The organism is Klebsiella sp. Q11, from assembly GCF_964241505.1.
GTDB lineage: Bacteria > Pseudomonadota > Gammaproteobacteria > Enterobacterales > Enterobacteriaceae > Klebsiella > Klebsiella michiganensis.
The window spans coordinates 288882-312933 of sequence record NZ_CAXSXW010000003.1; the positions used below are offsets into that span (position 1 = coordinate 288882).

At 56.1% G+C, this 24052-nt stretch carries 22 protein-coding genes; 6 read left to right on the forward strand and 16 right to left on the reverse strand.

Going from position 1 to position 24052, the window contains the following annotated elements; all coding sequences use genetic code 11:
- Nucleotides 1-14: 14 nt before the first annotated feature.
- Nucleotides 15-2018, forward strand: a complete 2004-nt coding sequence (gene tkt, locus ACESQ2_RS06090) for a transketolase (RefSeq protein WP_373170234.1) — start codon at nt 15-17, stop codon at nt 2016-2018.
- A 254-nt stretch (nt 2019-2272) separates the two neighbouring features.
- Entirely contained in the window at nt 2273-2554 is a 282-nt protein-coding gene (locus ACESQ2_RS06095) for a hypothetical protein (protein WP_014228867.1), read from the forward strand.
- A 56-nt stretch (nt 2555-2610) separates the two neighbouring features.
- Here the strand turns inward: ACESQ2_RS06095 and potD are convergent, their stop codons facing one another.
- Genes potD through potA form a run of 4 tightly spaced genes read right to left on the reverse strand, consistent with a single transcriptional unit; the run spans nt 2611 to nt 6413 of the window.
- Nucleotides 2611-3657 carry a spermidine/putrescine ABC transporter substrate-binding protein PotD gene (gene potD / locus ACESQ2_RS06100; protein ID WP_014228868.1) on the reverse strand — a complete coding sequence of 349 codons (1047 nt, stop codon included), beginning with the start codon at nt 3655-3657 and terminating at the stop codon, nt 2611-2613.
- A complete protein-coding gene (gene potC, locus ACESQ2_RS06105; protein ID WP_004849960.1) occupies nt 3654-4439 on the reverse strand; it encodes a spermidine/putrescine ABC transporter permease PotC in 786 nt (261 codons plus the stop codon). The genes potD and potC overlap by 4 nt, the downstream gene beginning before the upstream one ends.
- Complete coding sequence (gene potB, locus ACESQ2_RS06110; protein ID WP_004849963.1) at nt 4436-5293, reverse strand: spermidine/putrescine ABC transporter permease PotB; 858 nt, start codon at nt 5291-5293, stop codon at nt 4436-4438. Before potB ends, potC begins: the two co-directional genes overlap by 4 nt.
- The gene (gene potA / locus ACESQ2_RS06115; RefSeq protein ID WP_046876576.1) at nt 5277-6413 is read right to left on the reverse strand and encodes a spermidine/putrescine ABC transporter ATP-binding protein PotA; all 1137 of its coding nucleotides are present in this window, start codon (nt 6411-6413) and stop codon (nt 5277-5279) included. Before potA ends, potB begins: the two co-directional genes overlap by 17 nt.
- A 257-nt stretch (nt 6414-6670) precedes the next feature.
- On the opposite strand from potA, the gene pepT reads away from it, so the two are divergent.
- Nucleotides 6671-7900 (forward strand): peptidase T, encoded by a 1230-nt coding sequence (gene pepT / locus ACESQ2_RS06120; protein WP_014228870.1) that lies wholly within the window; start codon nt 6671-6673, stop codon nt 7898-7900.
- 55 nt (nt 7901-7955) lie between these two features.
- On the opposite strand, the gene ACESQ2_RS06125 is transcribed toward pepT, so the two are convergent.
- From ACESQ2_RS06125 to ACESQ2_RS06140, 4 genes are all read right to left on the reverse strand, one after another.
- Complete coding sequence (locus ACESQ2_RS06125; RefSeq protein WP_004849969.1) at nt 7956-9077, reverse strand: cupin domain-containing protein; 1122 nt, start codon at nt 9075-9077, stop codon at nt 7956-7958.
- 86 nt (nt 9078-9163) lie between these two features.
- Nucleotides 9164-10630, reverse strand: a complete 1467-nt coding sequence (gene phoQ, locus ACESQ2_RS06130) for a two-component system sensor histidine kinase PhoQ (RefSeq protein ID WP_004849971.1) — start codon at nt 10628-10630, stop codon at nt 9164-9166.
- Complete coding sequence (gene phoP / locus ACESQ2_RS06135; RefSeq protein ID WP_004101181.1) at nt 10627-11301, reverse strand: two-component system response regulator PhoP; 675 nt, start codon at nt 11299-11301, stop codon at nt 10627-10629. The genes phoQ and phoP overlap by 4 nt, the downstream gene beginning before the upstream one ends.
- Nucleotides 11302-11386: 85 nt before the next feature.
- A complete protein-coding gene (locus ACESQ2_RS06140; RefSeq protein ID WP_009653498.1) occupies nt 11387-11833 on the reverse strand; it encodes a helix-turn-helix domain-containing protein in 447 nt (148 codons plus the stop codon).
- A 99-nt stretch (nt 11834-11932) separates the two neighbouring features.
- Here ACESQ2_RS06140 and ACESQ2_RS06145 point away from each other — a divergent pair, with 99 nt between their 5' ends.
- Nucleotides 11933-13147 carry an MFS transporter gene (locus ACESQ2_RS06145; RefSeq protein WP_286114282.1) on the forward strand — a complete coding sequence of 405 codons (1215 nt, stop codon included), beginning with the start codon at nt 11933-11935 and terminating at the stop codon, nt 13145-13147.
- Between the two features lie 50 nt (nt 13148-13197).
- Here the strand turns inward: ACESQ2_RS06145 and purB are convergent, their stop codons facing one another.
- From purB to rluE, 5 genes are read right to left on the reverse strand one after another with little or no spacing between them, the layout of a single operon-like run.
- On the reverse strand, nt 13198-14568 hold the full coding sequence (purB, locus tag ACESQ2_RS06150; protein ID WP_004131470.1) for an adenylosuccinate lyase: 1371 nt from the start codon (nt 14566-14568) through the stop codon (nt 13198-13200).
- Nucleotides 14569-14571: 3 nt separating this feature from the next.
- Nucleotides 14572-15213, reverse strand: a complete 642-nt coding sequence (gene hflD / locus ACESQ2_RS06155) for a high frequency lysogenization protein HflD (protein WP_004131471.1) — start codon at nt 15211-15213, stop codon at nt 14572-14574.
- A gap of 59 nt (nt 15214-15272) precedes the next feature.
- The gene (mnmA, locus tag ACESQ2_RS06160) at nt 15273-16379 is read right to left on the reverse strand and encodes a tRNA 2-thiouridine(34) synthase MnmA (RefSeq protein ID WP_004849976.1); all 1107 of its coding nucleotides are present in this window, start codon (nt 16377-16379) and stop codon (nt 15273-15275) included.
- A gap of 38 nt (nt 16380-16417) precedes the next feature.
- A complete protein-coding gene (locus ACESQ2_RS06165; protein WP_014838108.1) occupies nt 16418-16894 on the reverse strand; it encodes an NUDIX domain-containing protein in 477 nt (158 codons plus the stop codon).
- A gap of 20 nt (nt 16895-16914) precedes the next feature.
- Nucleotides 16915-17565, reverse strand: a complete 651-nt coding sequence (gene rluE / locus ACESQ2_RS06170; RefSeq protein ID WP_004138338.1) for a 23S rRNA pseudouridine(2457) synthase RluE — start codon at nt 17563-17565, stop codon at nt 16915-16917.
- Nucleotides 17566-17801: 236 nt separating this feature from the next.
- Here rluE and icd point away from each other — a divergent pair, with 236 nt between their 5' ends.
- Nucleotides 17802-19052: an NADP-dependent isocitrate dehydrogenase gene (gene icd / locus ACESQ2_RS06175; protein WP_004131480.1), complete on the forward strand. Its 1251-nt coding sequence runs from the start codon at nt 17802-17804 to the stop codon at nt 19050-19052.
- 85 nt (nt 19053-19137) lie between these two features.
- On the opposite strand, the gene ACESQ2_RS06180 is transcribed toward icd, so the two are convergent.
- From ACESQ2_RS06180 to ACESQ2_RS06190, 3 genes are all read right to left on the reverse strand, one after another.
- The gene (locus tag ACESQ2_RS06180; protein ID WP_224227263.1) at nt 19138-19368 is read right to left on the reverse strand and encodes a hypothetical protein; all 231 of its coding nucleotides are present in this window, start codon (nt 19366-19368) and stop codon (nt 19138-19140) included.
- 305 nt (nt 19369-19673) lie between these two features.
- Nucleotides 19674-21458, reverse strand: coding sequence for a sensor domain-containing diguanylate cyclase (locus ACESQ2_RS06185; RefSeq protein WP_032749549.1), 1785 nt, complete (start codon nt 21456-21458; stop codon nt 19674-19676).
- A gap of 77 nt (nt 21459-21535) precedes the next feature.
- Entirely contained in the window at nt 21536-22723 is a 1188-nt protein-coding gene (locus tag ACESQ2_RS06190) for an HD-GYP domain-containing protein (protein ID WP_046876538.1), read from the reverse strand.
- A 279-nt stretch (nt 22724-23002) separates the two neighbouring features.
- Between ACESQ2_RS06190 and fraE the strand changes: the two genes are divergently transcribed.
- Entirely contained in the window at nt 23003-24046 is a 1044-nt protein-coding gene (fraE, locus tag ACESQ2_RS06195; protein WP_046876539.1) for a fructose-asparagine asparaginase, read from the forward strand.
- The last annotated feature ends 6 nt before the right edge of the window (nt 24047-24052 follow it).

Sequence of the window (24052 nt, forward strand, 5' to 3'; positions counted from 1 at the left end):
AGGAAAAGAGACTTATGAATACCACAAAAACCACCCGCAGCCTGTGCGCCAACGCGCTGCGAGCCCTGAGCATGGACGCAGTACAGAAAGCCAAATCCGGCCACCCGGGTGCCCCGATGGGTATGGCTGACATTGCCGAAGTCCTGTGGCGTGATTTCCTGAATCATAACCCGCAGAACCCGTCATGGGCCGACCGCGACCGTTTTGTCCTGTCCAACGGCCACGGTTCCATGCTGATTTACAGCCTGCTGCACCTCACCGGTTATGATCTGCCGATTGAAGAGCTGAAGAACTTCCGTCAGCTGCACTCTAAAACCCCGGGTCACCCGGAAGTCGGCTACACCGCGGGCGTGGAAACCACCACCGGTCCGCTGGGGCAGGGTATTGCGAATGCGGTTGGTATGGCCATCGCGGAGAAAACTCTGGCGGCGCAGTTCAACCGCCCGGGCCACGACATTGTTGACCACTTCACCTACGCGTTCATGGGCGACGGCTGCATGATGGAAGGTATCTCTCACGAGGTATGTTCTCTGGCCGGTACCCTGAAACTGGGCAAGCTGGTGGCGTTCTATGACGACAACGGCATCTCTATCGACGGTCACGTGGAAGGCTGGTTCACCGATGACACCGCGAAGCGTTTTGAAGCCTACGGCTGGCACGTGGTGCGCGGCGTTGACGGTCACGATGCTGACTCGATTAAACGCGCGGTAGAAGAAGCGCGTGCGGTCACCGACAAACCATCCCTGCTGATGTGCAAAACCATCATCGGTTTCGGTTCGCCGAACAAAGCCGGTACCCACGACTCCCACGGCGCGCCGCTGGGCGACGCGGAAATCGCGCTGACCCGCGAAGCGCTCGGCTGGAAACACCCGGCGTTTGAAATCCCGTCTGAAATCTATGCCCAGTGGGATGCCAAAGAAGCCGGCCAGGCGAAAGAGTCCGCGTGGAACGAGAAATTCGCCGCCTACGCCAGAGCCTTCCCGCAGGAAGCTGCCGAGTTTACCCGCCGTATGAAAGGCGAGATGCCGGCCGATTTCGACGCGAAAGCGAACGAATTCATCGCGAAGCTGCAGGCTAACCCGGCGAAAATCGCCAGCCGTAAAGCGTCCCAGAACGCCATTGAAGCCTTCGGCCCGCTGCTGCCTGAGTTCCTCGGCGGCTCCGCTGACCTGGCGCCAAGTAACCTGACCCTGTGGTCCGGCTCTAAGGCCATCAACGAAGACGCTGCCGGTAACTATATCCACTACGGCGTGCGTGAATTCGGTATGACCGCGATTGCCAACGGCATCGCCCTGCACGGTGGTTTCCTGCCGTACACCTCCACCTTCCTGATGTTCGTCGAGTACGCGCGTAACGCGGTACGTATGGCGGCGCTGATGAAGCAGCGTCAGGTGATGGTCTACACCCACGACTCCATCGGTCTGGGCGAAGACGGCCCGACGCACCAGCCGGTTGAGCAGGTGGCTTCCCTGCGCGTCACCCCGAACATGTCCACATGGCGTCCGTGCGACCAGGTGGAATCCGCCATTGCGTGGAAATACGGCGTGGAGCGTCAGGACGGCCCGACCGCGCTGATCCTCTCCCGTCAGAACCTGGCGCAGCAGGAGCGTACCGAAGAGCAGCTGGCGAACGTCGCCCGCGGCGGCTACGTGCTGAAAGACTGCGCGGGACAGCCGGAGCTGATCTTCATCGCCACCGGTTCTGAAGTGGAGCTGGCGGTTGCCGCTTACGAAAAACTGACTGCCGAAGGCGTGAAGGCGCGCGTGGTTTCCATGCCGTCCACCGACGCGTTCGACAGGCAGGATGCCGCTTACCGTGAAGCCGTGCTGCCGAAAGCCGTCTCTGCGCGCGTGGCCATCGAAGCGGGTATCGCCGACTACTGGTTCAAATACGTGGGCCTGAACGGCGCGATCGTTGGCATGACCAGCTTCGGTGAGTCTGCGCCGGCGGAGCAGCTGTTTGAAGAGTTTGGCTTCACCGTGGATAACGTGGTCGCGAAAGCGAAAGCGCTGCTGTAGTTCTTTTACCGCCTCCGGGTTACGGGCCAGCGCGGTCGGGTAGCCCGGACAGGCGCGCAGCACCGCCTCCGGGGGAAAAGCCTGTCTTCGCCGTGCCTCACACCGTTGCCAGAGCGGCAGCGCTGGTATTATTTTGGCCGTTAATATTTTGATTTTGCATTTCACATATATGTAACGCTGTGATTAACAAAACAGTATCAGACAGACATTTGTGGCATGTTTCTTCACTCGGACAACAGAGAAGGAATAACACCATGGCCACTGAATATGTTGACTACCTGATCCTCGGCGACGAGCATCACGGCGAAATCCACAGGGATATTAAAAGCCACTCTCTCCGGGTCCGTTCGAAATACGCCGCCTGTTCCGTCCGGGGAGATACCTCTGCCGAGCAGCCAAAAATGGTGAACTACAATGTCCATGAATATCCGGCGCAGGATGGGCGATTTTATCTGGTGGCGACCAACTACCCGCTGGCCGATTTTGACGTTGAAGACGCGCTGGTTAAATCAAGAATTCATCCGTTGAGAAGCTAGAAACGCACTTCCTGAAGCGGTCGGGTAAGCACCATGCTACCCGACCTGTGAGGTGATTAACGACCCGCTTTCAGCTTCTGATAATACTCTTCATAAAGCGTACTGGCGCTGCCGACATCGTTCTGCCATTCGCCTTTCTGAATCGTTGCGGCGTCCGGGTAGAGCGATTTATCGTTAGCGATTTCCGGGCTTAGCATCTTCCGCGCGGCAAGGTTTGGCGTCGGGTAGCCGATAGTTTCCGCTACCTGTTTGGCCACTTCCGGGCGCAGCAGGAAGTTGATCAGCTTCAGCGCGCCATCGACGTTTTTGGCGTTTGCCGGAATCGACAGGCTATCCATCCAGAAGATGCCGCCTTCTTTCGGCCACACCACTTCCAGCGGCGTACCGGCCTGACGCGCAACCCACGCGGAGCCGTTCCATACCATGCCAAGGTTGACCTCGCCTTCCATATACGGGTTCGCCGGGTTATCGGAGTTGAACGCCGCGACGTTCGGCATCAGTTTTTTCAGCTCGTTATAGGCCGCTTCAATCTCTTTCGGATCGGTGGTATTACCGGAGTAGCCCAGTTTACGCAGCGCGACCTGGAACACTTCGCGCGCGTCGTCGGTCAGCAGCAGGCTGCTCTTATACTCGGGTTTCCACAGATCCGCCCAGCTGGTGACGGTCTTCGGATCGATCTCTTCGCTATTCACCCCAATGGCCGTCGCGCCCCAGATGTACGGAATGGAGTAGTCGTTGTTGGGGTCGAACGGTTTGTTGAGCATTTCAGGGTCAAGATTGCTGAAGTTGCTCAGTTTGCTCTTGTCGATCTTCTGCAGCATGCCCTCTTTACGCATTTTGTCGACGAAGTAGGTGGAAGGCACGACCAGGTCGTAGGCGCCGTCTTTATAGGTTTTGAGCTTGGCGTACATGGTTTCGTTCGACTCGTAGGTCGAATAGATCACCTTGATGCCGGTCTCTTTGGTGAACTGCTCCAGCAGCCCCGGCGGGACATACTCGGTCCAGTTGTAGAAATAGAGCGTTTTGCTATCGTCCGCGTGCGCGGCGCTCATACCGACTGCCAGAGCGCCCGCAGCGAGCAGGTGGCGTGACCATTTTTTCATTTTAACGTCCCCTGAGTTTTATCACGTGCAATTATCTGGCTGGCAATAACCATCACCAGCGACAGAACCAACAGAATGGTCGCCAGCGCATTAACCTCCGGCGATACCCCAACTTTAACCATCGAATAGATCTTCAGCGGCAGGATCTCATAACCCGGCCCGGTGACGAATGAAGAGACCACCACATCATCCATCGACAGGGTAAAGCTCAGCAGCCACCCTGCGGCCACCGCGGGCAGCGCCAGCGGCAAAATGATCTTTCGCAGAATGGTCAGTTCGCTGGCGCCGAGATCTTTCGCTGCTTCCAGCATCCGCACGTCAAAACCTTTCAGGCGCGAAAACACCGTGACCACCACGAAGGGCAGGCAAAAGGTGATGTGGGAAAACAGCAGCGACCAGAATCCCAGCTGAATACCGATCAGCATAAACAGCACCAGCAGCGAAATCGCCATCACGATATCCGGCGACATCATCACCACAAACAGCATCCCGCTGACGAACGGCTTGCCGCGAAAGCGATAGCGGTACAGCGCCACGGCGGTCAGCGAGCCGATAAGCGTAGCAAAGGTCGCCGAGAGCACCGCCATGGTCAGCGAGTGCTGCGCCGCCTGCAGCAGGCTGTCGTTATTCATCAGCAGGCTATACCAGTTGGTGGTAAAACCCTGCCAGTTAATGCCAAAGCGTGAACTGTTAAACGAGTTAACGATCAGAATAATAATGGGAATATAGAGATACGCGTAAATAGCGGTCATAAAGCCGCCGCGCAGCAGTCGACCGATCATTCCAGCTCCACCTTTTTATTCAGTAAACGCGCCGCGCGCCAGTAAATCAGCAGCATCAGACCCATCACCAGCGTAAGCGTGATGCTGGTCGCCGCGCCAAACGGCCAGTCGCGGATGTTGAGGAACTGGCTCTTAATCACGTTACCAATCAGCAGGTTCTTCGCGCCGCCCATCAGGTCGGAAACGTAGAACAGCCCCATGGCCGGAAGCATCACCAGCAGGCAGCCGGCGATAATCCCCGGCATGGTCAGCGGAATGATGATACGGATAAAGGTTTGTAGCTTACCGGCGCCAAGGTCTTTTGCCGCTTCCAGCAGCGGGCGATCGAGCTTCTCGATGCTCGAGTAGAGCGGCATCACCATAAATGGCAGCAGAATATAGACCAGGCCGATAATCACCGCCGAGGGGGTGTACATGATGCGCAGCGGCGTATCGATGATACCCAGCCACAGCAAAAATTCATTAAGGTAGCCCTTGGTGCTGAGGAAAATCTTCAGGCCGTAGATACGAATCAGCGAATTGGTCCAGAACGGCACGATCAGCAGAAACAGCATCAGCGGGCGCACCTTTTCCGGTAGCCTGGCCAGGAACCAGGCGAAAGGGTAGCCGAGCGCCAGGCAGGCCAGCGTCGCCAGCAGCGCCATATTCAACGAATGCAGCAGCACGTCGTAGTAGAGCGGGTCGAGCAGGCGCGCGTAGTTGTCCAGCGTAAAGACCAGCTTGACGAAGTTGGTGTCGTCGCGGGTCAGAAAGCTGGTGGCGATGATCATCAGGTTGGGCAGAAAGACAAACAGCACAAGCCAGCCCACGATGGTGGCGATCGCCACATTCTGGAATTTACTGGTGTTCTTCATCGGCCAGCACAACCTCCCAGCTTTCTACCCAGTTAATGGCCATTTTCTGGTCGAGAGAGTGGTCAAAATCAGGATCGTCTTCATTAAAGAATTCGCTGACCATCACCATTTTACCGTTTTCCAGTTCAACCACCGATTCCAGCGTCATGCCTTTATAGTTGCGTTCGCGGATATAGCCTATCAGGCCATCGGCGTCATTACTGTCGTGGATCTCGTCCACGCGCAGGTCTTCCGGGCGCAGCAGAACGTTAAGCCGCTGGCCTTTTTCAACGGCGAAGTTGACGTAGATATTGCACTCGCGGCCTTCGACGCTGGCGCGCACCCGCCGATCGTCAATCCGTTCAATGACCGTGGCGCTGAAAATGTTGATTTCGCCGATAAAGCTGGCGACGAACAGGTTTTTCGGTTCTTCGTAGATTTCGCGCGGCGTACCGTCCTGCTCGATTTTACCCTCGCGCATCACCACGATACGGTCGGACATGGTCAGCGCTTCTTCCTGATCGTGGGTCACGAAGACGAAGGTGATGCCGAGCTTACGCTGCAGCGCCTTCAGTTCGTTCTGCATCTGCTTGCGCAGTTTATAATCAAGGGCGGAGAGGGATTCATCAAGCAGCAGCAGGCGCGGTTTGTTCACCACCGCGCGGGCAATCGCCACGCGCTGCTGCTGGCCGCCGGACAGCTGATGCGGTTTACGTTGAGCAAACGCTTCAAGCTGCACCATGCGCAGGGCATCGTGGACGCGGGGCGCGATGTCCACCGTCGGGGTTTTCTGCATACGCAGGCCGAAGGCGACGTTTTCAAACACCGTCATGTGCGGAAACAGCGCATAGCTTTGAAAGACGGTGTTCACATGGCGGTTTTCCGCCGGGATATGGGTGATATCGTGATCTTCGAGATGGATTTGGCCGCTATCGACGCTTTCCAGTCCGGCGATAAGACGAAGAACGGTTGTTTTACCGCAGCCAGAGGGGCCAAGCAGGGTGAGAAACTCACCGTTGTTGATGGTCAGATTGAGGTCGGAGATAACCGTTTTACCATCAAAGCTTTTGCGAATTCCCGCCAGCTGAACCAGCGGAGAACGCGAACGCGGTTGTGTATTCAATTTTCGACTCTGTCCCATGTAGACGCAGCGGAAAGCTTACCGATGCGGGGTTTGTGGTTAACCACCTTTGGTTTTGCACATAAAATAATAAGGCCGAGCATTCTACGGCAAACGATTGTAATCGCCAATGATTGATGCGCCATGATGAACTACCTTTACAACATTATCGTGTGAAATGTATTAAATTCTCATTTGCCGGGCTAAAAATGACCTGACGCAATATTTGGTTTTTCCGGCTTATCAATAATGTTGTCACAAAAGAAGAGGGTGGCTACATGGATAAATTGCTTGAGCGTTTTTTGCAGTACGTTTCTTTAGACACGCAGTCGAAACCGGGCGTGCGTCAGGTACCGAGCACGGAAGGTCAGTGGAAGCTGCTACGTCTGCTTCAGGCGCAGCTGCAAGAAATGGGACTGGTGAATGTGACGCTGAGTGAGAAAGGGACGATCATGGGCACCCTGCCAGCTAACGTTGAGGGTGATATTCCGGCCATTGGCTTTATTTCTCATGTCGATACGTCGCCTGACTTCAGCGGCAAGAACGTGAATCCGCAGATCGTAGAAAACTATCGCGGCGGCGATATCGCGCTTGGTATTGGCGATGAGGTCCTCTCGCCGGTGATGTTCCCGATACTGCACCAGCTGCTCGGGCAGACGCTGATCACCACCGATGGTAAAACGCTCCTCGGCGCCGATGATAAAGCCGGTATCGCAGAGATCATGACCGCGCTGGCGACGCTAAAGGCGAAGAATATTCCTCACGGCGATATTCGCGTGGCCTTTACCCCGGATGAAGAGGTGGGCAAAGGGGCGAAGCATTTCGATGTTGCCGCGTTTGACGCCTGCTGGGCCTATACCGTCGACGGTGGCGGCGTAGGTGAGCTGGAGTTCGAGAACTTTAACGCCGCGTCGGTGACGATTAAGATCGTTGGCAACAATGTTCATCCCGGTACGGCGAAAGGGGTGATGGTCAACGCGCTGTCGCTGGCGGCGCGCATTCATGCCGAAGTCCCAGCGGACGAAGCGCCGGAAACCACCGAAGGCTATGAGGGCTTCTACCATCTGGCCAGCATCAAAGGCACGGTCGACCGGGCCGATATGCACTACATCATCCGCGATTTTGACCGCAAGCAGTTTGAGGCCCGCAAGCGCAAAATGATGGAGATCGCCAAAAAGGTCGGCAAGGGGCTGCATCCGGATTGCTATATTGAGCTGGTCATCGAAGACAGCTATTACAATATGCATGAAAAGGTGATGGCGCACCCGCACGTGGTGGAGATTGCCCGCCAGGCGATGGTGGATTGCCAGATCGATCCGCAGATGAAGCCGATTCGCGGCGGTACCGACGGCGCGCAGCTCTCCTTCATGGGTCTGCCGTGCCCGAATCTGTTTACCGGCGGCTATAACTACCACGGCAAGCATGAGTTTGTGACGCTTGAAGGCATGGAGAAGGCGGTGCAGGTGATTGTACGCATTGCGGAGCTGACGGCGAAACGAGGCGCATGAAGGCTATAAGCTACGGGCCCGGTGAGGCCTCAGCCGTCACCGGGCAGTCGAAGACTCAGTCCTCAAAGAACCAGTAGCCGCTGTTGACCAGCGCGGCCAGCAGGGCGAGGAAGGAGGGATCTTCCAGCGCATCGCCGAGATGCTCTGCGTTTAGCGTCAGGTGGGTTGCCAGAGCATCCAGCGCCGGACGGTGCGGAGAGTTGATCTTCTCGCCGTTGACGAATACCTCGCCATCAATCCGCAGCACGCGCAGGCCCCCAAGACGCGTCAGCTTATCTCCCTGCTGCAGGGCATCGTAAATTTCATCCGGCTGGTACGGTGGCTCCGGCGGCGCCACGTCCAGCTCGTGCCGGGACTGGGTGATAAATTCGCCGAACCACTGCTTAAAGTGCTCCGGCTGATTAATCAGCCCCAGCATCATATCGCGCAGGCGATCCAGCTCCGCGGGCAGAATATCCGCAGGGTGCTCGCGAGACGGTACGTCCGGGTCGGCATAACGCTGGCTGCCCAGTTCACGCTGCAAAATATAATCAGCAAAGCCGCTGAACAGCTCACGCGCGTTAGGCGCGCGATAGCCAACTGAATAGTTGAGCGAGTTTTCCAGCGAGTAGCCTTCGTGCGGGAACCCCGGCGGAATATACAGAATATCGCCCGGCTCCATCTCTTCATCAATGATGGCTTCAAACGGGTCGACCTGCAGCAGGTCCGGGTGCGGGCAGTGCTGTTTCATCGGCACTTTTTCACCCACGCGCCAGCGGCGGCGGCCGGTACCCTGAATGATAAACACATCGTACTGGTCGAGATGCGGACCGACGCCGCCGCCGGGGACGGAAAACGAGATCATCAGATCGTCGATGCGCCAGTCGGGCAGGGCGCGGAACGGATGCATGAGCGCCGCCGTTGGCTGATGCCAGTTATTGACTGCCTGTACCAGCAGCGACCAGTTATTCTCGCTCAGGTGATCGTAGCTCTCAAAGGGGCCGTGGCTGACCTGCCATTTACCGTCCTGATGACTGACCAGGCGACTGTCGACTTCGCTCTCCATTGCCAGTCCGGCCAGTTCGTCCGGGCTTAACGGATCGACGAAATTAGCAAAGCCCCGTTTCAGCACCACCGGGCGTTTTTGCCAGTAGCGTTCGATAAAGTCGGGCCAGTTAAGCGTTAATTGATAATCCATATTTATATTCCACAGCAGGTGTCTGTTAGGGATTATAACGGATGCGGCACCAGCATGATGCAGGCGCCGTTAAAAAACCGACGGTTTTAGCTCTCTTTATCTTCCAGGGCCTGACGACCAAAAATAACTTCCATGCAGGCGCCGCCGAGCAGGCTCTCTTCGGCGAGGATGCGGCCATCGTACTGGGCTACGATATCGCGGGCAACCGAGAGACCGACGCCCTGTCCGGGGCGCAGCGTATCTGCGCGCTGGCCGCGGTCGAATACCGCGCTGCGCATCGCGGCGGGGATCCCCGGGCCATCATCTTCAACCAGAATATGCAGATGGTTGTCGTTGGTCTGCCGGACGGAGACTTCCACAAACTCAAGGCAGTATTTACAGGCGTTATCGAGCACATTGCCCATAACCTCCATAAAATCATTCTTTTCACCGACAAAACTGATTTCCGGCGAGATATCCAGGGTAATGTTCACGCCTTTACGTTGATAGACCTTATTCAGCGCCGAGGTCAGGCTGTCGAGGAGCGGAGCGATGGGATGCAGCTCGCGACTGAGCAGCGAACCGCCGCTGCGCATGCTGGCGCGGTGCAGATAGTAGCCAATCTGCTGCGAGATGCGGCTAATCTGCTCCAGCATCACCGGCTCTGCTTCATTGACGCTCATTTTCTCGCCGCGCATGGAACGCAGCGTGCTCTGCATCACCGCAAGCGGGGTTTTCAGACTGTGGGTGAGGTCGGTCAGCGTCGTGCGGTATTTATCATAGCGTTCGCGTTCGCTTTTCAGCAGGCGGTTGAGATTGCTGACCAGCCGCGTCAGCTCGCGGGTGGTATTCGGATTGAGCATCTCGCGGTGATGCTCCTCCAGTTCGCGCACCTCTTTGGCCAGCGATTCGATAGGGCGCAAGCTCCACCATGCCGCGACCCACAGTAGCGGGATCACCAGCAGCAGGTTAGCCGCGAGGACATAGATAAACCAGCTCCACACCATGTAGGAGCGCTTAAGCTCTACCGGAATGGTGTCGACAACCACGATACTGAGCTGCGGCATGGTGCTGGTGGCCGGATAGATATTGATCGCCACCGAGTGGGTCATTTCGGAGCCATCGTCCTCTTGCCGAATGGCGTCCAGCTGTTGTTGAATCTCATGGTTGTTGTGCTGCAGCATACTGCTGCTGTCAACGTCGGCCTCAATTTCGTGAAAGCCGTTGTTTTTGAGCCAGTCCGGTTGAATACGTTTTACCAGCCAGGGTACGTCGCGCTGTGCCCACAGCAGCTGGCCGCGGGCGTCGTAAATGAGCGTCACCGTGGGGCTTTGCATATTCAGGTTTTCGGGGATATCAACATCGATGGTGTTGTTTTCCCATTTCGCCAGCATATAGAACAGATTGCTCTCGCCGCGCAGCAGGCGGAAGGTGGTTTTATCGAAACTGACGCTATACCCCACCAGCGCGACCATGCCATAGGAGAGTGACAGCACCAGCACTACGGCGGCCGTCGCCAGCAGAAAGCGAACGCGTAACGACAGCGGCAGAATATGCCGCAGCACCCCTTTCATCCGCGCAGTTCGAACAGATAGCCCTGACCGCGCACGGTGGTAATCACATCCTGCGGATACTCAGCCTGTATTTTTTTGCGCAATCGTCCCATCAGCACATCGATGGTATGGCTTTCGCGCAGCTCGGCGTCGGGATAGAGCTGCAGCATCAGCGAATCTTTGCTGACCACTTTGCCCCGGTTACGGATCAGGGTTTCCATAATGGTGTATTCAAATGCCGTCAGCTTGATGGGCTGGTCGTTGACCGACAGCTCGCGACGCGACAGATCCACCTGGAAAGGCGGAATGGAGATAACCTGTGATGCCAGGCCGCTATTACGCCGCAGAAGCGCCTGCATGCGGGCGGCAACCTCTTCGATATGGAACGGCTTAGTGACGTAATCATCCGCTCCGGCGCTCAGGACCTCAACCTTATCCTGCCAGCCTTCGCGGGCGGTCAGCACCAGCACCGGTACCGACACGTCGTGGCTGCGCCAGCGGCGAATCAGCGAAAGGCCGTCTTCATCCGGCAGGCCAAGATCGACGATGGCGATGTCCGGAACGTGCTCACCCAGATAGTAATCCGCTTCCTTTGCGTCTTCCGCCGCATCGACCTGATGTCCCAGCTCCTGCAGCTGAACTTTCAGGTGGTGGCGCAGCAGAGCGTTATCCTCAACCACGAGTACGCGCATGCCAGTTCTCCATTTTATTTATGATATTGAACAGTTTAGCGTTTATTATACACCTTTAATATAAACAGCTGTTAAATAAAGAATTTTATTCGATTTTTTGTACCTCGGTCTCTTGGGCGGTGAGGACGAGTCCATCTTCGGCCGCGGGCGACATCATCGGTATCGGGCGCAGCGTACGTTTATCGATCAGTACGGAATGGGGTTCCCCATGGGCAAACAGATGCAGCTCTCCCCACTGGCGTAGCGCAACGACAACGGGGAACAAACGCTCTCCTTTTGCCGTCAGTACGTATTCCTGATAAGCCGTGCCATCCGAGGCGGATTGCATAGTGAGAATACCTGAGTTTACCAATTTGTGCAGACGGTCAGAGAGAATATTACGCGCCATACCGAGGCTTCGCTGAAAATCGCTGAAGCGGCGTATGCCATCAAAGGCGTCGCGTACAATCAACAAGGACCAGCGATCGCCGATAATATCCACGCTTCGGGCGACGGGGCAGGTTTCGTTTTTCATTTTTTCACGCGCTGGCATGGGCTCTCCGAACGGCCTGGTAAGTAGTTGCATTTTAAAACTTGATGTTCTAGCCTTCAACTGGTTTTATTTTGAAACCAGGTAACCAAGGTGGGCATCATGAAAGCGACACTGATATCTCCAACGCTAAGCGATCCGCAAACGGTTATGCCTCGCAGCCTGGTCTGGCTGTTTGCTATCGCCAGCGGCCTGAGCGTGGCAAACGTGTATTACGCGCAACCGCTGCTCGACGCGCTAGCGCGAGATTTTGCGATCGGCGACGCCGCGATTGGCGGGGTGATTGCGGCGACCCAGATTGGCTGCGCAATGGCGTTGCTACTGCTGGTGCCGCTGGGCGACAGGGTGAATCGCCGCCGCCTGATGGCGACGCAGGTGATTTTACTGATCGCTGCCCTGGCGGCGGTGAGTATGGCTTCCACCGCCGTGATGCTATTGGGCTGTATGCTTGCCGTTGGCCTGCTGGGTACCGCGATGACCCAGGGGCTAATCGCGTATGCCGCCAGCGCCGCCGCGCCCCATGAACAGGGGCGCGTGGTGGGCGCTGCGCAAAGCGGAGTATTTATCGGGCTGCTGCTGGCGCGGGTCTTCTCTGGGTCGATTAGCGATCTCTTCGGCTGGCGCGGGGTGTACATCTTGGCCGCTTTACTGATGCTGGGTATTGCGCTTCCGCTGTGGCGTCGGCTGCCGGTATTGGCGGCTGCGCCGAACCCTCTGAGCTATCCGCGGCTGTTGATATCCATGCTGGCTCTGCTGCGCCAGGAAAAAGTGCTTCAGGTGCGCGGCGTGCTGGCATTACTGATGTTTGCCGCTTTCAATATCTTCTGGAGTGCGCTGGTTTTGCCATTAAGCGCTCCGCCCTTTCGCTTTTCCCATACTGAGATTGGCGCCCTGGGCCTGGTCGGGGTCATCGGCGCTCTGGCAGCGGGGCGTGCCGGTAAATGGGCCGATCGCGGATATGGGCAGCGCACCAGCGCCGCGGCCCTGGCGATGTTGCTGATAGCCTGGTGGCCGCTGTCGCTGATGGCATGGTCGCCCGCGGCGCTGTTGGTTGGCATTGTACTGCTGGATCTCGGCGGTCAGGCGCTGCATGTCACCAATCAAAGCATGATTTTCCGTACCCGTCCCGAAGCGCACAGCAGGCTGGTCGGTTTGTATATGCTGTTTTATGCGCTTGGCAGCGGTTTGGGCGCGGTGAGTACGACAGCGGTATATGCGCGCGCGGGATGGCAGGGCGTTTGCCTGCTGGGGGCTTCGGTCAGTCTGCTGGCGCTGCTGTTCTGGTTGATGACCCGGGGGATGACGACGAGCAGATGAGGGGGAGGAAAAATAACCCTCTTTCCTGAGCGGAAAGAGGGTGGAAAGGTTTACTTCAGTTCGTCAACCATGGTGGTCGCACGGCCGATATAGTTAGCCGGGGTCATGGCCTTCAGGCGAACTTTTTCCGCTTCCGGCAGCGCCAGGCTGTCGATGAACTGCTGCATGCCTTCGGCATCAACGCGCTTGCCGCGGGTCAGCTCTTTCAGCTTCTCGTACGGCTTCTCGATGCCGTAGCGACGCATGACGGTCTGAATCGGCTCGGCCAGAACTTCCCAGTTGTGGTCCAGTTCATCCAGCAGGCGGTCCTGATTCAGCTCCAGCTTGCTCACGCCTTTCAGGGTGGATTGATACGCGATCAGCGCGTAGCCGATGCCCACGCCGAGGTTACGCAGGACGGTGGAGTCGGTCAGGTCGCGCTGCCAGCGGGAAACCGGCAGTTTGCTTGCCAGATGCTGCATCACCGCATTGGCCAGACCGAGGTTGCCTTCGGAGTTCTCGAAGTCGATCGGGTTCACTTTATGCGGCATGGTGGAAGAGCCGATTTCGCCGGCAATGGTCTTCTGCTTGAAATGGTTGAGCGCGATATAGCCCCACACGTCACGATCGAAATCAATCAGGATGGTGTTGAAGCGGGCGACGCAGTCAAACAGCTCGGCGATATAGTCGTGCGGTTCAATCTGGGTGGTGTACGGGTTCCACTGGATACCCAGCGAGGTGACGAACTCTTCGCTGAACTGGTGCCAGTCGACTTCCGGGTAGGCGGCGATGTGGGCGTTATAGTTCCCCACCGCGCCGTTGATTTTGCCAAGAATTTCAATCTGATTCAGCTGACGATACTGGCGCTCCATACGGTAAGCGACGTTCGCCATCTCTTTACCCATGGTGGACGGCGTGGCCGGCTGGCCGTGGGTGCGGGAAAGCAGCGGGATATCGCGATACTGTACCGCCAGGTCCTTAACCGCGTCGATCAGCTTGCGCCAGTATGGCAGGATCACTTCGTCGCGGGCGGTTTTCAGCATCAGCGCGTGGGACAGATTGTTGATGTCCTCGGAGGTGCAGGCGAAGTGGATAAACTCGGAGACCGCGTGCAGTTCTGCCACGTCGGCGACTTTTTCCTTGAGGAAATACTCAACCGCTTTGACGTCGTGGTTGGTGGTGCGCTCGATCGTTTTGATGCGCTCTGCATCTTCTACGCTGAAATCGGCGACGATTTTATCAAGGTAACCGTTTGCGTCGGCAGCAAAAGCAGGAACTTCCTTGATCGCTGCGTGCGCGGCCAGTTTTTGCAACCAACGCACTTCTACCTGAACGCGGAATTTCAGCAAACCGAATTCGCTGAAGATACCGCGCAGCGCGCTGACTTTGTCGCCGTAGCGGCCGTCGACTGGGGAAACGGCGGTCAGTGAGGATAATTCCATAGATCACAACTCCGGGGTTAAATGAGCAAGAATTTGTTTTGCCTGGTTAACCAGACGATTACGGGAAAACATCAGCTGCAGACGTCCGCCGCCGACCTGGTGCCAGAGCACCGCGGAGCGAATACCTGCCAGCAGGGCAGAGCGAACCTTCGCCTGAACCTGAGGGCTTTGCAGCACGGCTGGAGAGCCGGTCACCTGAATCCGCGGGCCCAGCGGGCTAATGACATCAACATAGATGCCGGCCATTGCGCTGAGCAGGGTCTCGGATTGCAGATCGAAATGTTCAAGCTGACGACGCAGGCCACCGATACGGTTGCCGAGGGTATCCATGGCCCCTTTGCTGGCGGCAAGCTTACGCTCGAGCACCATCAGGCTTAGAGTATAGCGGGTGAGTTCGGCGTTCAGCCCCTGGCGACTGCTGGTATTCAGCACGCCAATGAGAGTTTCCAGCCCGAGACGAAGATTGGCTTCACTACCACCGAACACCGCCAGCGTTGAATCCGGGTCGAGGTCGATGATGCTGTTCAGCGACACATGCAGGGCGTCGCTATCGCAGTGCCCCTGGTGCGCCAGTTCCTGAACCAGACGCGCGGCCTGGCAAACGCCGGCCAGCGCCAGCGTAATGTCATAATAATTCTTCGCCACACATTCTCCTTGTAAACCGCCGAATACCCGGTTGAGGCATTCCGCGGCTAATATGTCTGTCAAGCCTGCAGCGGCAAGCGCTGTTCGATAATCCCACCGCCGAGGCAGACTTCGTCGCGGTAAAAGACCGCAGACTGGCCAGGAGTGACGGCGGCAACCGGCTCATCAAAGATCACTTCAATGCGGTCGTCATCCAGCGCTTTTACGCTGCAGGGGATATCGGTCTGGCGGTAGCGGGTTTTCACCGTGCAGCGCAGCGTGCCGGTCAGCGGCTCGCGGTCTACCCAGTGCAGCTGTTGAGCAATCAACCCCACGGACATCAGACGCGGATGGTCGTGGCCCTGGGCGACAATCAGAATATTGTTTTCGACGTCTTTGTCGACCACGTACCACGGGTCTTCGCCGCCGTCTTTGATGCCGCCGATGCCCAGGCCTTTACGCTGACCCAGCGTGTGGTACATCAGGCCCTGGTGCTCGCCAACTTCGTCGCCGTCAACGCTGATAATTTTACCCGGCTGGGCGGGCAGGTAGCGGCCAAGGAATTCACGGAATTTACGTTCGCCGATAAAACAGATACCGGTCGAGTCTTTTTTCTTCGCGGTGATGAGATCCAGCTCTTCGGCGATTTTACGCACCTGCGGCTTTTCCAGCTCTCCTACCGGGAACAGGCTTTGCGCGATCTGTTCGTGGCTGAGAGTATAAAGGAAGTAGCTCTGGTCTTTGTTACCGTCGAGGCCGCGCAGCAGCTGGCTCTTGCCGTTAACGTCGGCGCGGCGCACGTAGTGCCCGGTGGCGATGTAGTCAGCGCCGAGGTCTTCTGCGGCAAATTCGAGGAAGGCTTTAAATTTAATTTCTTTATTGCACAGAATATCCGGGTTCGGCGTGCGGCCGGCTTTATATTCTTCAAGGAACAATTCGAATACGTTGTCCCAGTATTCTGCGGCAAAGTTGACGGTGTGAAGTTCAATTCCCAGCTTATCGCAAACGGCCTGCGCGTCGGCAAGATCCGCCGCTGCGGTGCAGTATTCCTCGCCGTCGTCCTCTTCCCAGTTCTTCATGAACAGGCCTTCCACCTTATACCCTTGCTGGAGCAGCAGGTAAGCGGAAACTGAGGAATCAACCCCGCCGGACATGCCGACGATCACTTTTTTCTGGCTTTCTGACATTGGAATACTCACTACATTGAACTTCGAGGCGGCGTATTCTAGCACGCGTCATCCGTCGAGGCACCCCCTGTAAACGGCCAGTTAAATTCGCCGATGAGCGACAGCGGGTAGCGCGGATCCTGCTGATAGCTGCGAATGCTCTCGGCAACCAGTTGAGAACGCAGGTTTGTTGCGTTAAGAATTTCCTCAGCTCTGAGCCACAGGCAGCGATCGATATCGCTATCATGGGGCTCGGTGACGCACGTATCGTTAAGCTCGATAGTAAAGAGGAAGCGCAAAAACGGGGTGCGATCCGGGGCTATCCACTGATGCAGGCGAAGAAAGTGCTGCGGCGTCGCGCGAATGCCGGTCTCTTCCCAGAGCTCGCGCTCTGCGGCCTGAACCAGGGTTTCGTCGGCTTCGAGGTGACCTGCAGGCTGGTTCCACAGCGCTTTTCCGTTGATCGTTTCTTCAACAACGAGGAATTTGCCTTTCGCGTGAACCACGCAGGCGACGGTGACGTGAGGCTTAAACATTGTTTTTCCTTAGGCTACGGTTAATCAATTTTGCGCCATTCGCCGTTGGCCAGGCCATCCAGCGTATAGCCGCCCATCGCGTAGCGAATCAGGCGCAGCGTCGGAAAGCCGACGTGGGCAGTCATCCGCCGTACCTGGCGGTTGCGTCCCTCATAGAGGGTGATTTTCAGCCAGCTGGTGGGGATAGATTTGCGCTCGCGGATGGGCGGATTCCGCGGCCACAGCCACTCTGGTTCCGCAACCCGCTCAACGCCGGCGGGCAGAGTAGGGCCGTCATTAAGCGTGACGCCGTCGCGGAGCGCGGCCAGCGCGTCCGCCGTGGGTTCACCTTCCACCTGAACATAATAAATTTTACCGGTGCGCTTACCCGGTTGAGTGAGCGCCGCCTGCAGCGCGCCGTCGTTGGTCAGTACCAGCAGGCCTTCGCTATCGCGATCCAACCGACCGGCAGCGTAGACGCCGGCAACCGGAATAAAATCTTTCAGCGTGCTGCGGCCGGCTTCATCGGTAAATTGCGGCAATACATCGTATGGTTTATTGAACAAGATCACAGTTTTTGGCTGGCGTTCTTTGCGTTGTCTGGTGACTTGTTGCGTGCTGAATCGCTCAACGCGATGTTTTCTAAATGAAGTTTTTTGCATGGTATTTTCAGACTCAATCAATTGCCGCATTATAGCCTAATTACGAATGCCTTTCATGGATGCAAACATTCAGGTAGTATTGACATGCTCATTACAACTTATTAACAAAAAGGTTGCTCAAACCGATTCGCATTACAGGAAGGCGACACGGACGCGAAATCTCCGGTTAGCGGCATATTCCGATGACGGGAGTGGGCGAGTAAAGCCAACGCCCGGCTAGCGTGAAGAGGGAAGAGCAGAACCAGAAGCGCTCGAAGGAGAGGTTAATGGAAAGCAAAGTAGTAGTTCCGGCGGAAGGTCAAAAAATCACCCTGCAAAACGGCAAGCTGAACGTCCCTAATAACCCGATTATCCCGTTCATCGAAGGTGATGGTATCGGCGTTGACGTGACTCCGGCGATGCTGAAAGTGGTTGATGCTGCCGTTGAGAAAGCCTATAAGGGCGAGCGTAAAATTTCCTGGATGGAAGTTTACACCGGTGAAAAATCGACCCAGGTTTATGGCCAGGATGTCTGGCTGCCTGCCGAAACTCTTGATCTGATTCGTGAATATCGTGTTGCTATCAAAGGCCCTCTGACCACCCCAGTCGGCGGCGGTATCCGTTCTCTGAACGTTGCTCTGCGTCAGGAACTGGACCTCTACGTTTGCCTGCGCCCGGTTCGTTATTATCAGGGTACCCCGAGCCCGGTTAAGCATCCTGAACTGACCGATATGGTTATCTTCCGCGAAAACTCTGAAGACATCTACGCCGGTATCGAGTGGAAAGCCGATTCTGCTGAAGCAGATAAAGTGATCAAATTCCTGCGCGATGAAATGGGCGTGAAGAAAATTCGCTTCCCGGAACATTGCGGTATCGGCATCAAGCCGTGCTCTGAAGAAGGCACTAAACGCCTGGTTCGCGCCGCCATCGAATACGCTATCACCAACGATCGCGATTCTCTGACTCTGGTGCACAAAGGCAACATCATGAAATTCACCGAAGGCGCGTTCAAAGACTGGGGCTACCAGCTGGCACGCGAAGAGTTCGGCGGTGAGCTGATTGACGGCGGCCCGTGGCTGAAGATTAAAAACCCGAACACCGGGAAAGAGATCGTCGTTAAAGACGTTATCGCCGACGCCTTCCTGCAGCAGATCCTGCTGCGTCCGGCGGAATACGATGTTATCGCCTGTATGAACCTGAACGGTGACTATATCTCTGATGCCCTGGCGGCGCAGGTTGGCGGTATCGGTATTGCCCCGGGTGCGAACATCGGTGACGAGTGCGCGCTGTTTGAAGCCACCCACGGTACTGCGCCGAAATATGCCGGCCAGGACAAAGTGAACCCAGGTTCCATCATCCTGTCCGCTGAGATGATGCTGCGCCACATGCAGTGGTTCGAAGCCGCAGACCTGATTGTTAAAGGCACCGAAGGCGCAATTGCCGCCAAGACCGTGACCTATGACTTTGAACGTCTGATGGAAGGCGCTAAACTGCTGAAATGTTCAGAGTTTGGCGACGCGATTATCGCGAACATGTAATCCAGTCTCTGGGTTAAGCAAAAACGGGAGCCGATGGGTTCCCGTTTTTTTATTCTCCGGGGTGAATCGCGTCCGTTACGCGGGTCTAAAAGGAGGGGTATAGCGGTCTCTCGTCCAGTTTTATGCAGTGGTGAAGCGTCTCCTCGCCGCTGTAGAGATAGCTGAAAGCATCTTTTGAAGCGGAGTGGAAGAGAATGTCTCCGTTGGCAAAGGGGATCAGTTCCGTATCGCCAGAACGCTTGTGCCCCGCGCCGGTCTCAAAATTATTCTGCCATTTTTCCTGGGTATGATCGTAAACATGCAAAATGACTTCCACGAGGCCTCTCTGCGGGCAATTGAGTCTTAAAAAAGTTGAAGAGTAATTAAGCGCGAAAGTCTGCAAGGGGATAATAAGTAGGTAGAACAGCGTAAATCTTAAAAACATGAAAACGACATAGTCTTGTTCAAATCAGGCGATGAATTTTACTGAATTGCGGCATTTCGACTTTGCCCTGGATCAAGAGGCTTGATTTTCAATAGGATAGAAAAAGGATTGCGCTTAACGGTTGCCATTCTGTCCTGCTCACACCACCGCGTAAAAGGAGTGCAGCGCTCCTTTTACGCGGTGGTGTGACTGTCGACTCAATCCGCTTTTAACATCCCAAAGCTCACAATTCTCGACCGCCCCAGCTCTTTTGCCCGGTAGAGCGCAGCGTCAGCCGCGCGCAACAGGCTATCGCTTTGCGTATGCTGCGGGTAGCTGGCGATGCCGATGGACACATCGACCTGACCAATTTCAGCCAGGCCATAGCGTAGCGTCAGCAGTTGGACGCTGTGATAGATGTCGGTCGCGCAGGCCATCGCGGCCTCTTCATCGGTTCCGCCCAGCAATACCAGGAACTCTTCGCCGCCATAGCGGAAGGCCATTCCAATATCGCGCACCGCACGTTGAATAATCGCCGCGACGTTTTTAATGACCAGATCGCCCGCTTCGTGACCATAACTATCATTAATTGCCTTAAAGTGATCGATATCGATCATCAGGCAGCTCAGCGGCGTACCGTTGCGTACCGCCAGATTCATTTGAGTATGCAGAGCGTCATCCAGGTGGTGGCGGTTACGCAGGCCGGTTAATGAATCAAACAGCGCCTTTTCCAGCAGCGCGTTGCGTAAACGCTGGTTCGCCAGCGCCAGACCCAGGGCTTCGGCCATCAGTTCAAGATAGGCGCGGGACGGGGCGGTCGCGGAGGTGACGTTGCTGAAGGAGAGCAGACCAATCGCTTCTCCTTGCGCAATCAGCGGCACGCATAGCGACCGTTGAGCCTGCGATTCCGACAGGTGATAACAGGCGATATCCGGCTCACCGTTGACCGGCGGATGGCTCAGCCCGCGCCGCACGGCCCAGCAGTTATCCGGATGGAAGACGTCGGCTTCAAGCGGCGGAGAAAGCCACTGCGCCACGCAGCGCATCTGCCAGGGATCGGTATCGAGAATATACAGCCGGCCCGGGATCTCCGGGGCGATATTTGGCGCGAACAGTTCGGCAACCTTGATCACATCCTCGAACGATTCGCAGCCCTGCAAGCGCTGGGTCATCCTCGCCAGCAGCTCGCGGACCGCCCAGTCCGCATCGCGCTCTTGTTCCAGCCGCTGCCGCGCCAGCCCGTTCTCGCGAAAGATACGAATGGCCTGGGCCATATCGCCAATTTCATCAATCTGGGTAAACTGCGGCGTCTCAACCGCATAATCCTGCGATGCCAGCCGCTGCACCACGTCGCTCAGGCGAACGACGGGATAGAGCACCCGCCGCTTAAGAATAAACCCCAGCACAAACAAGAACATCAGCGCGGTGAGCCCAACCATGATCTCAGAAAGCGTACGCCAGATCCGTGACTTCTCCGTAGCCTCGGCAATGGTTTTATTCACCCGGCCTTCGAGCATCAGGCGAAAGTGATCGAGCTGCGTCTGGACCCGCTCAAGCTCCTGCTCATAGGCAGCGCCGTAAAGCAGGCTGACCGCCGCTTTTTCTTCTCCCCTGGCAACCTGCGCCAGCGCCGTTTGCTGCTCATCCTGAAGTTCATCGGCTATCTGTAAACCCTCGCGCAGCAGCGCCAGCTCTTCAGCAGTTGCGCCATTGTCTTTCAGCTTTTCCAGACGATGTTCAATGGCGGCGGTGGACTGGGCTTGCTGCCGGTACTCCTGCAGCACATCCTGATTTTTTTGAATGATGTAAAGTCGCGCGAGATCGGAAAGCTCCCAGGCGCCGCTTTCTACTTCTTCGCTTAGCTGGTCAAACGCCTGGCGTTGTTCGACGGCGCGGCGTTCGGCATTATCCGCACTTGAGGCCATCAGCATGGCGATGCCTGAGGCGAGGGTCAGGGCGACGGTGATCCCGTAGGCCCAGTTAGTCATGGTGGCGATTCTCACCGGATATTCCTTGCGTGCAGATGAATTAATTATTTTTTTATCGTCACACTCCGGCTTCACCGGAAAAAAAACGGTGATTACGGGTGTAGCGTGTGAGTAATAATAGCGTGCAGCGCTTCGGCATGGTGATGCAAAATGCGGTACACGTCTTTATCCAGCGCGCCATTTATAACATCACTCTCTATCAGCTGTAACGCTTGCTGACGGCTCATTCCGGGGCGATAGGGGCGGTCTTCGGTAAGCGCGGTGAAAATATCCGCGATGGCGATAATCCGATCCGGGAGCTGCAGGTAATGCTCATTGAGATGAAGCGGATAGCCGCTGCCATCCAGCTTTTCATGATGATTCGCGGCCCAGTTAATTATTTCGCCGAGTTCGCTGAAGGTGCTAAGAATTTCGCCGGTCATATAGCTATGTTCCCGCACCTGAAGCAGCTCTTCGTCATTCAGTTCGCCCTGTTTCTCCAGGATTTTCAGCGGAATGTGTACTTTGCCAATATCGTGTAAATAGCCGGCAATCTCAATTTTCTTACACTCCATCTCCGGCAGATTCATATAAGCGGCGAGGGTGCGCGAAATTCGCCCGACCTTCAGACTATGGCTGGCGGTGAAGCTGCTGTAGGTATCGACGATTTTGGCAATTAACAGGCAGATATCTTTCAGACCGTCGATATCGATATAAACATGGTTGATAGGGCCGATGATCTCCAGCATTCGCTGAATATGTCCGGGATTGAGGTGCAGCCAAAAATGCTCTTTTTGTGCGAGCTGGCACAAAGTCTGGCACAGCGGCGGATCTATCGCCTGGTAAAGCGCGCGAAATTTACCAATAATCATATCGGTTTGAAAGGTTGTCGCGTGCTTATCGCCAGCAAGCAGGCGTTCAAACACGTCGGCGAAATAGACGATATGCTGTTCGAGGCTGCCTTTGTGGTGTGGGCTAAAATGGTGATCGCGGATAATCGGCAGGATGGGGGCCAGGGTCGCTAACCCGGCCAGCATTTCTGCTCCCCGGTGCTGATGCGGGTCGTTAAGGTTATCGATGGCGTTCAGCGAGGAGAACACTCGTTTATCGCCCAGAACGCCAATGTCGTGCAGCAGCGCGGCGCAAAAGATCGTCTGCTGCTGACGCGAGAGCCCTGACGCCTGCGCAAGCTCCAGCGCGATCAGCGCCGTTCGTTGCATATGCAGGTGTAATTCAGGGTTAATAATTTGTATGACGCGGGTGGTAAGCATCAATGCTGATTTTAAGGCGATATTATGCATCGTTTTTCTCCATCGCATTACCCGCACCGTTTTGCTCTATTTCGTTGATAGCGATGCCGACATGACAAAATAGATTGAATAAGTCCATTCGGGTTTCGCATTTTTATCCTGCCCATTTTTAGCGCGTCCCTGCACCAAAGTAGCGCTCCGGGCGAAGTAAAAATCCTTTTTTGTCCGATAGTTAATCATTTTTACCGAGTAAAATACATTAAATCCTGGCAAGCCGTTTGCATTCTCTCTGCGCGAATTTATTTAATATCTATTTTGGGATGAGTCATGATGAATTTTAGAGCATTACTGGCAATTACGTTACTGGCGATAAGCGCTTTCGCCTCGAGTGAGACGCGTCTGCCGCATATCGTAATCCTGGCGACCGGAGGAACGATTGCCGGTTCAGCGGCCAGCAATACCCAGACTACCGGGTACAAAGCCGGCGCGATTGGCGTACAGACGCTGATTAATGCCGTGCCTGAGATGAGCAAAGTCGCGCGCGTTGACGGCGAGCAGGTCGCTAATATCGGCAGCGAAAATATGACCAGCGACATCATTCTCAAACTGTCAAAGCGCGTCAATGAACTGCTGGCAAGCGATGATGTGGACGGCGTAGTGATTACCCATGGTACCGACACCCTGGACGAGACGCCTTATTTCCTCAACCTGACGGTAAAAAGCAATAAGCCGGTCGTTTTCACGGCGGCAATGCGTCCGGCCACGGCCATCAGCGCCGACGGTCCGATGAATCTGCTGGAAGCGGTGACCGTGGCGGCCGACCCGGAAGCGAAGGGCCGCGGCGTGATGGTGGTGCTTAATGACCGCATCGGCGCGGCGCGTTTTGTCACTAAGACCAACGCCACGACGCTGGATACCTTCAAGGCGCCGGAGGAGGGCTATCTGGGCGTTATCGTGAGCGGCAAACCGCAGTTCGAAACTCGCGTGGATAAAATTCACACCGTGCGTTCGGTTTTTGACGTCCGCAATCTTAACGCGCTACCGAAAGTGGTCATTATTTATGGCTACCAGGATGACCCTGAATATATGTATGACGCGGCGATCGCGCACCATGCCGACGGGATTATCTATGCGGGCACCGGCGCGGGGTCGGTCTCCGTACGCAGCGCGGCGGGGATCGAAAAGGCGGAAAAAGCCGGTATCGTGGTGGTTCGCGCCTCGCGTACCGGCAGCGGCGTCGTGCCTGTTGATGACGGCCAGCCTGGGCTGGTAGCCGATTCGCTCAACCCGGCAAAAGCGCGCATCCTGCTGATGACGGCGCTGACGCAAACGAAAAATCCGCAGGTGATCCAGCAGTACTTCCACACCTACTAATCAACT

Bases quoted from the DNA above. Each gene is read 5' to 3' on its own strand.
- tkt (WP_373170234.1), top strand. From the start codon at position 15: ATGAATACCACAAAAACCACCCGCAGCCTGTGCGCCAACGCGCTGCGA.
- ACESQ2_RS06095 (WP_014228867.1), top strand. From the start codon at position 2,273: ATGGCCACTGAATATGTTGACTACCTGATCCTCGGCGACGAGCATCAC.
- potD (WP_014228868.1), bottom strand. From the start codon at position 3,657: ATGAAAAAATGGTCACGCCACCTGCTCGCTGCGGGCGCTCTGGCAGTC.
- potC (WP_004849960.1), bottom strand. From the start codon at position 4,439: ATGATCGGTCGACTGCTGCGCGGCGGCTTTATGACCGCTATTTACGCG.
- potB (WP_004849963.1), bottom strand. From the start codon at position 5,293: ATGAAGAACACCAGTAAATTCCAGAATGTGGCGATCGCCACCATCGTG.
- potA (WP_046876576.1), bottom strand. From the start codon at position 6,413: ATGGGACAGAGTCGAAAATTGAATACACAACCGCGTTCGCGTTCTCCG.
- pepT (WP_014228870.1), top strand. From the start codon at position 6,671: ATGGATAAATTGCTTGAGCGTTTTTTGCAGTACGTTTCTTTAGACACG.
- ACESQ2_RS06125 (WP_004849969.1), bottom strand. From the start codon at position 9,077: ATGGATTATCAATTAACGCTTAACTGGCCCGACTTTATCGAACGCTAC.
- phoQ (WP_004849971.1), bottom strand. From the start codon at position 10,630: ATGAAAGGGGTGCTGCGGCATATTCTGCCGCTGTCGTTACGCGTTCGC.
- phoP (WP_004101181.1), bottom strand. From the start codon at position 11,301: ATGCGCGTACTCGTGGTTGAGGATAACGCTCTGCTGCGCCACCACCTG.
- ACESQ2_RS06140 (WP_009653498.1), bottom strand. From the start codon at position 11,833: ATGCCAGCGCGTGAAAAAATGAAAAACGAAACCTGCCCCGTCGCCCGA.
- ACESQ2_RS06145 (WP_286114282.1), top strand. From the start codon at position 11,933: ATGAAAGCGACACTGATATCTCCAACGCTAAGCGATCCGCAAACGGTT.
- purB (WP_004131470.1), bottom strand. From the start codon at position 14,568: ATGGAATTATCCTCACTGACCGCCGTTTCCCCAGTCGACGGCCGCTAC.
- mnmA (WP_004849976.1), bottom strand. From the start codon at position 16,379: ATGTCAGAAAGCCAGAAAAAAGTGATCGTCGGCATGTCCGGCGGGGTT.
- ACESQ2_RS06165 (WP_014838108.1), bottom strand. From the start codon at position 16,894: ATGTTTAAGCCTCACGTCACCGTCGCCTGCGTGGTTCACGCGAAAGGC.
- rluE (WP_004138338.1), bottom strand. From the start codon at position 17,565: ATGCGGCAATTGATTGAGTCTGAAAATACCATGCAAAAAACTTCATTT.
- icd (WP_004131480.1), top strand. From the start codon at position 17,802: ATGGAAAGCAAAGTAGTAGTTCCGGCGGAAGGTCAAAAAATCACCCTG.
- ACESQ2_RS06190 (WP_046876538.1), bottom strand. From the start codon at position 22,723: ATGCATAATATCGCCTTAAAATCAGCATTGATGCTTACCACCCGCGTC.
- fraE (WP_046876539.1), top strand. From the start codon at position 23,003: ATGAATTTTAGAGCATTACTGGCAATTACGTTACTGGCGATAAGCGCT.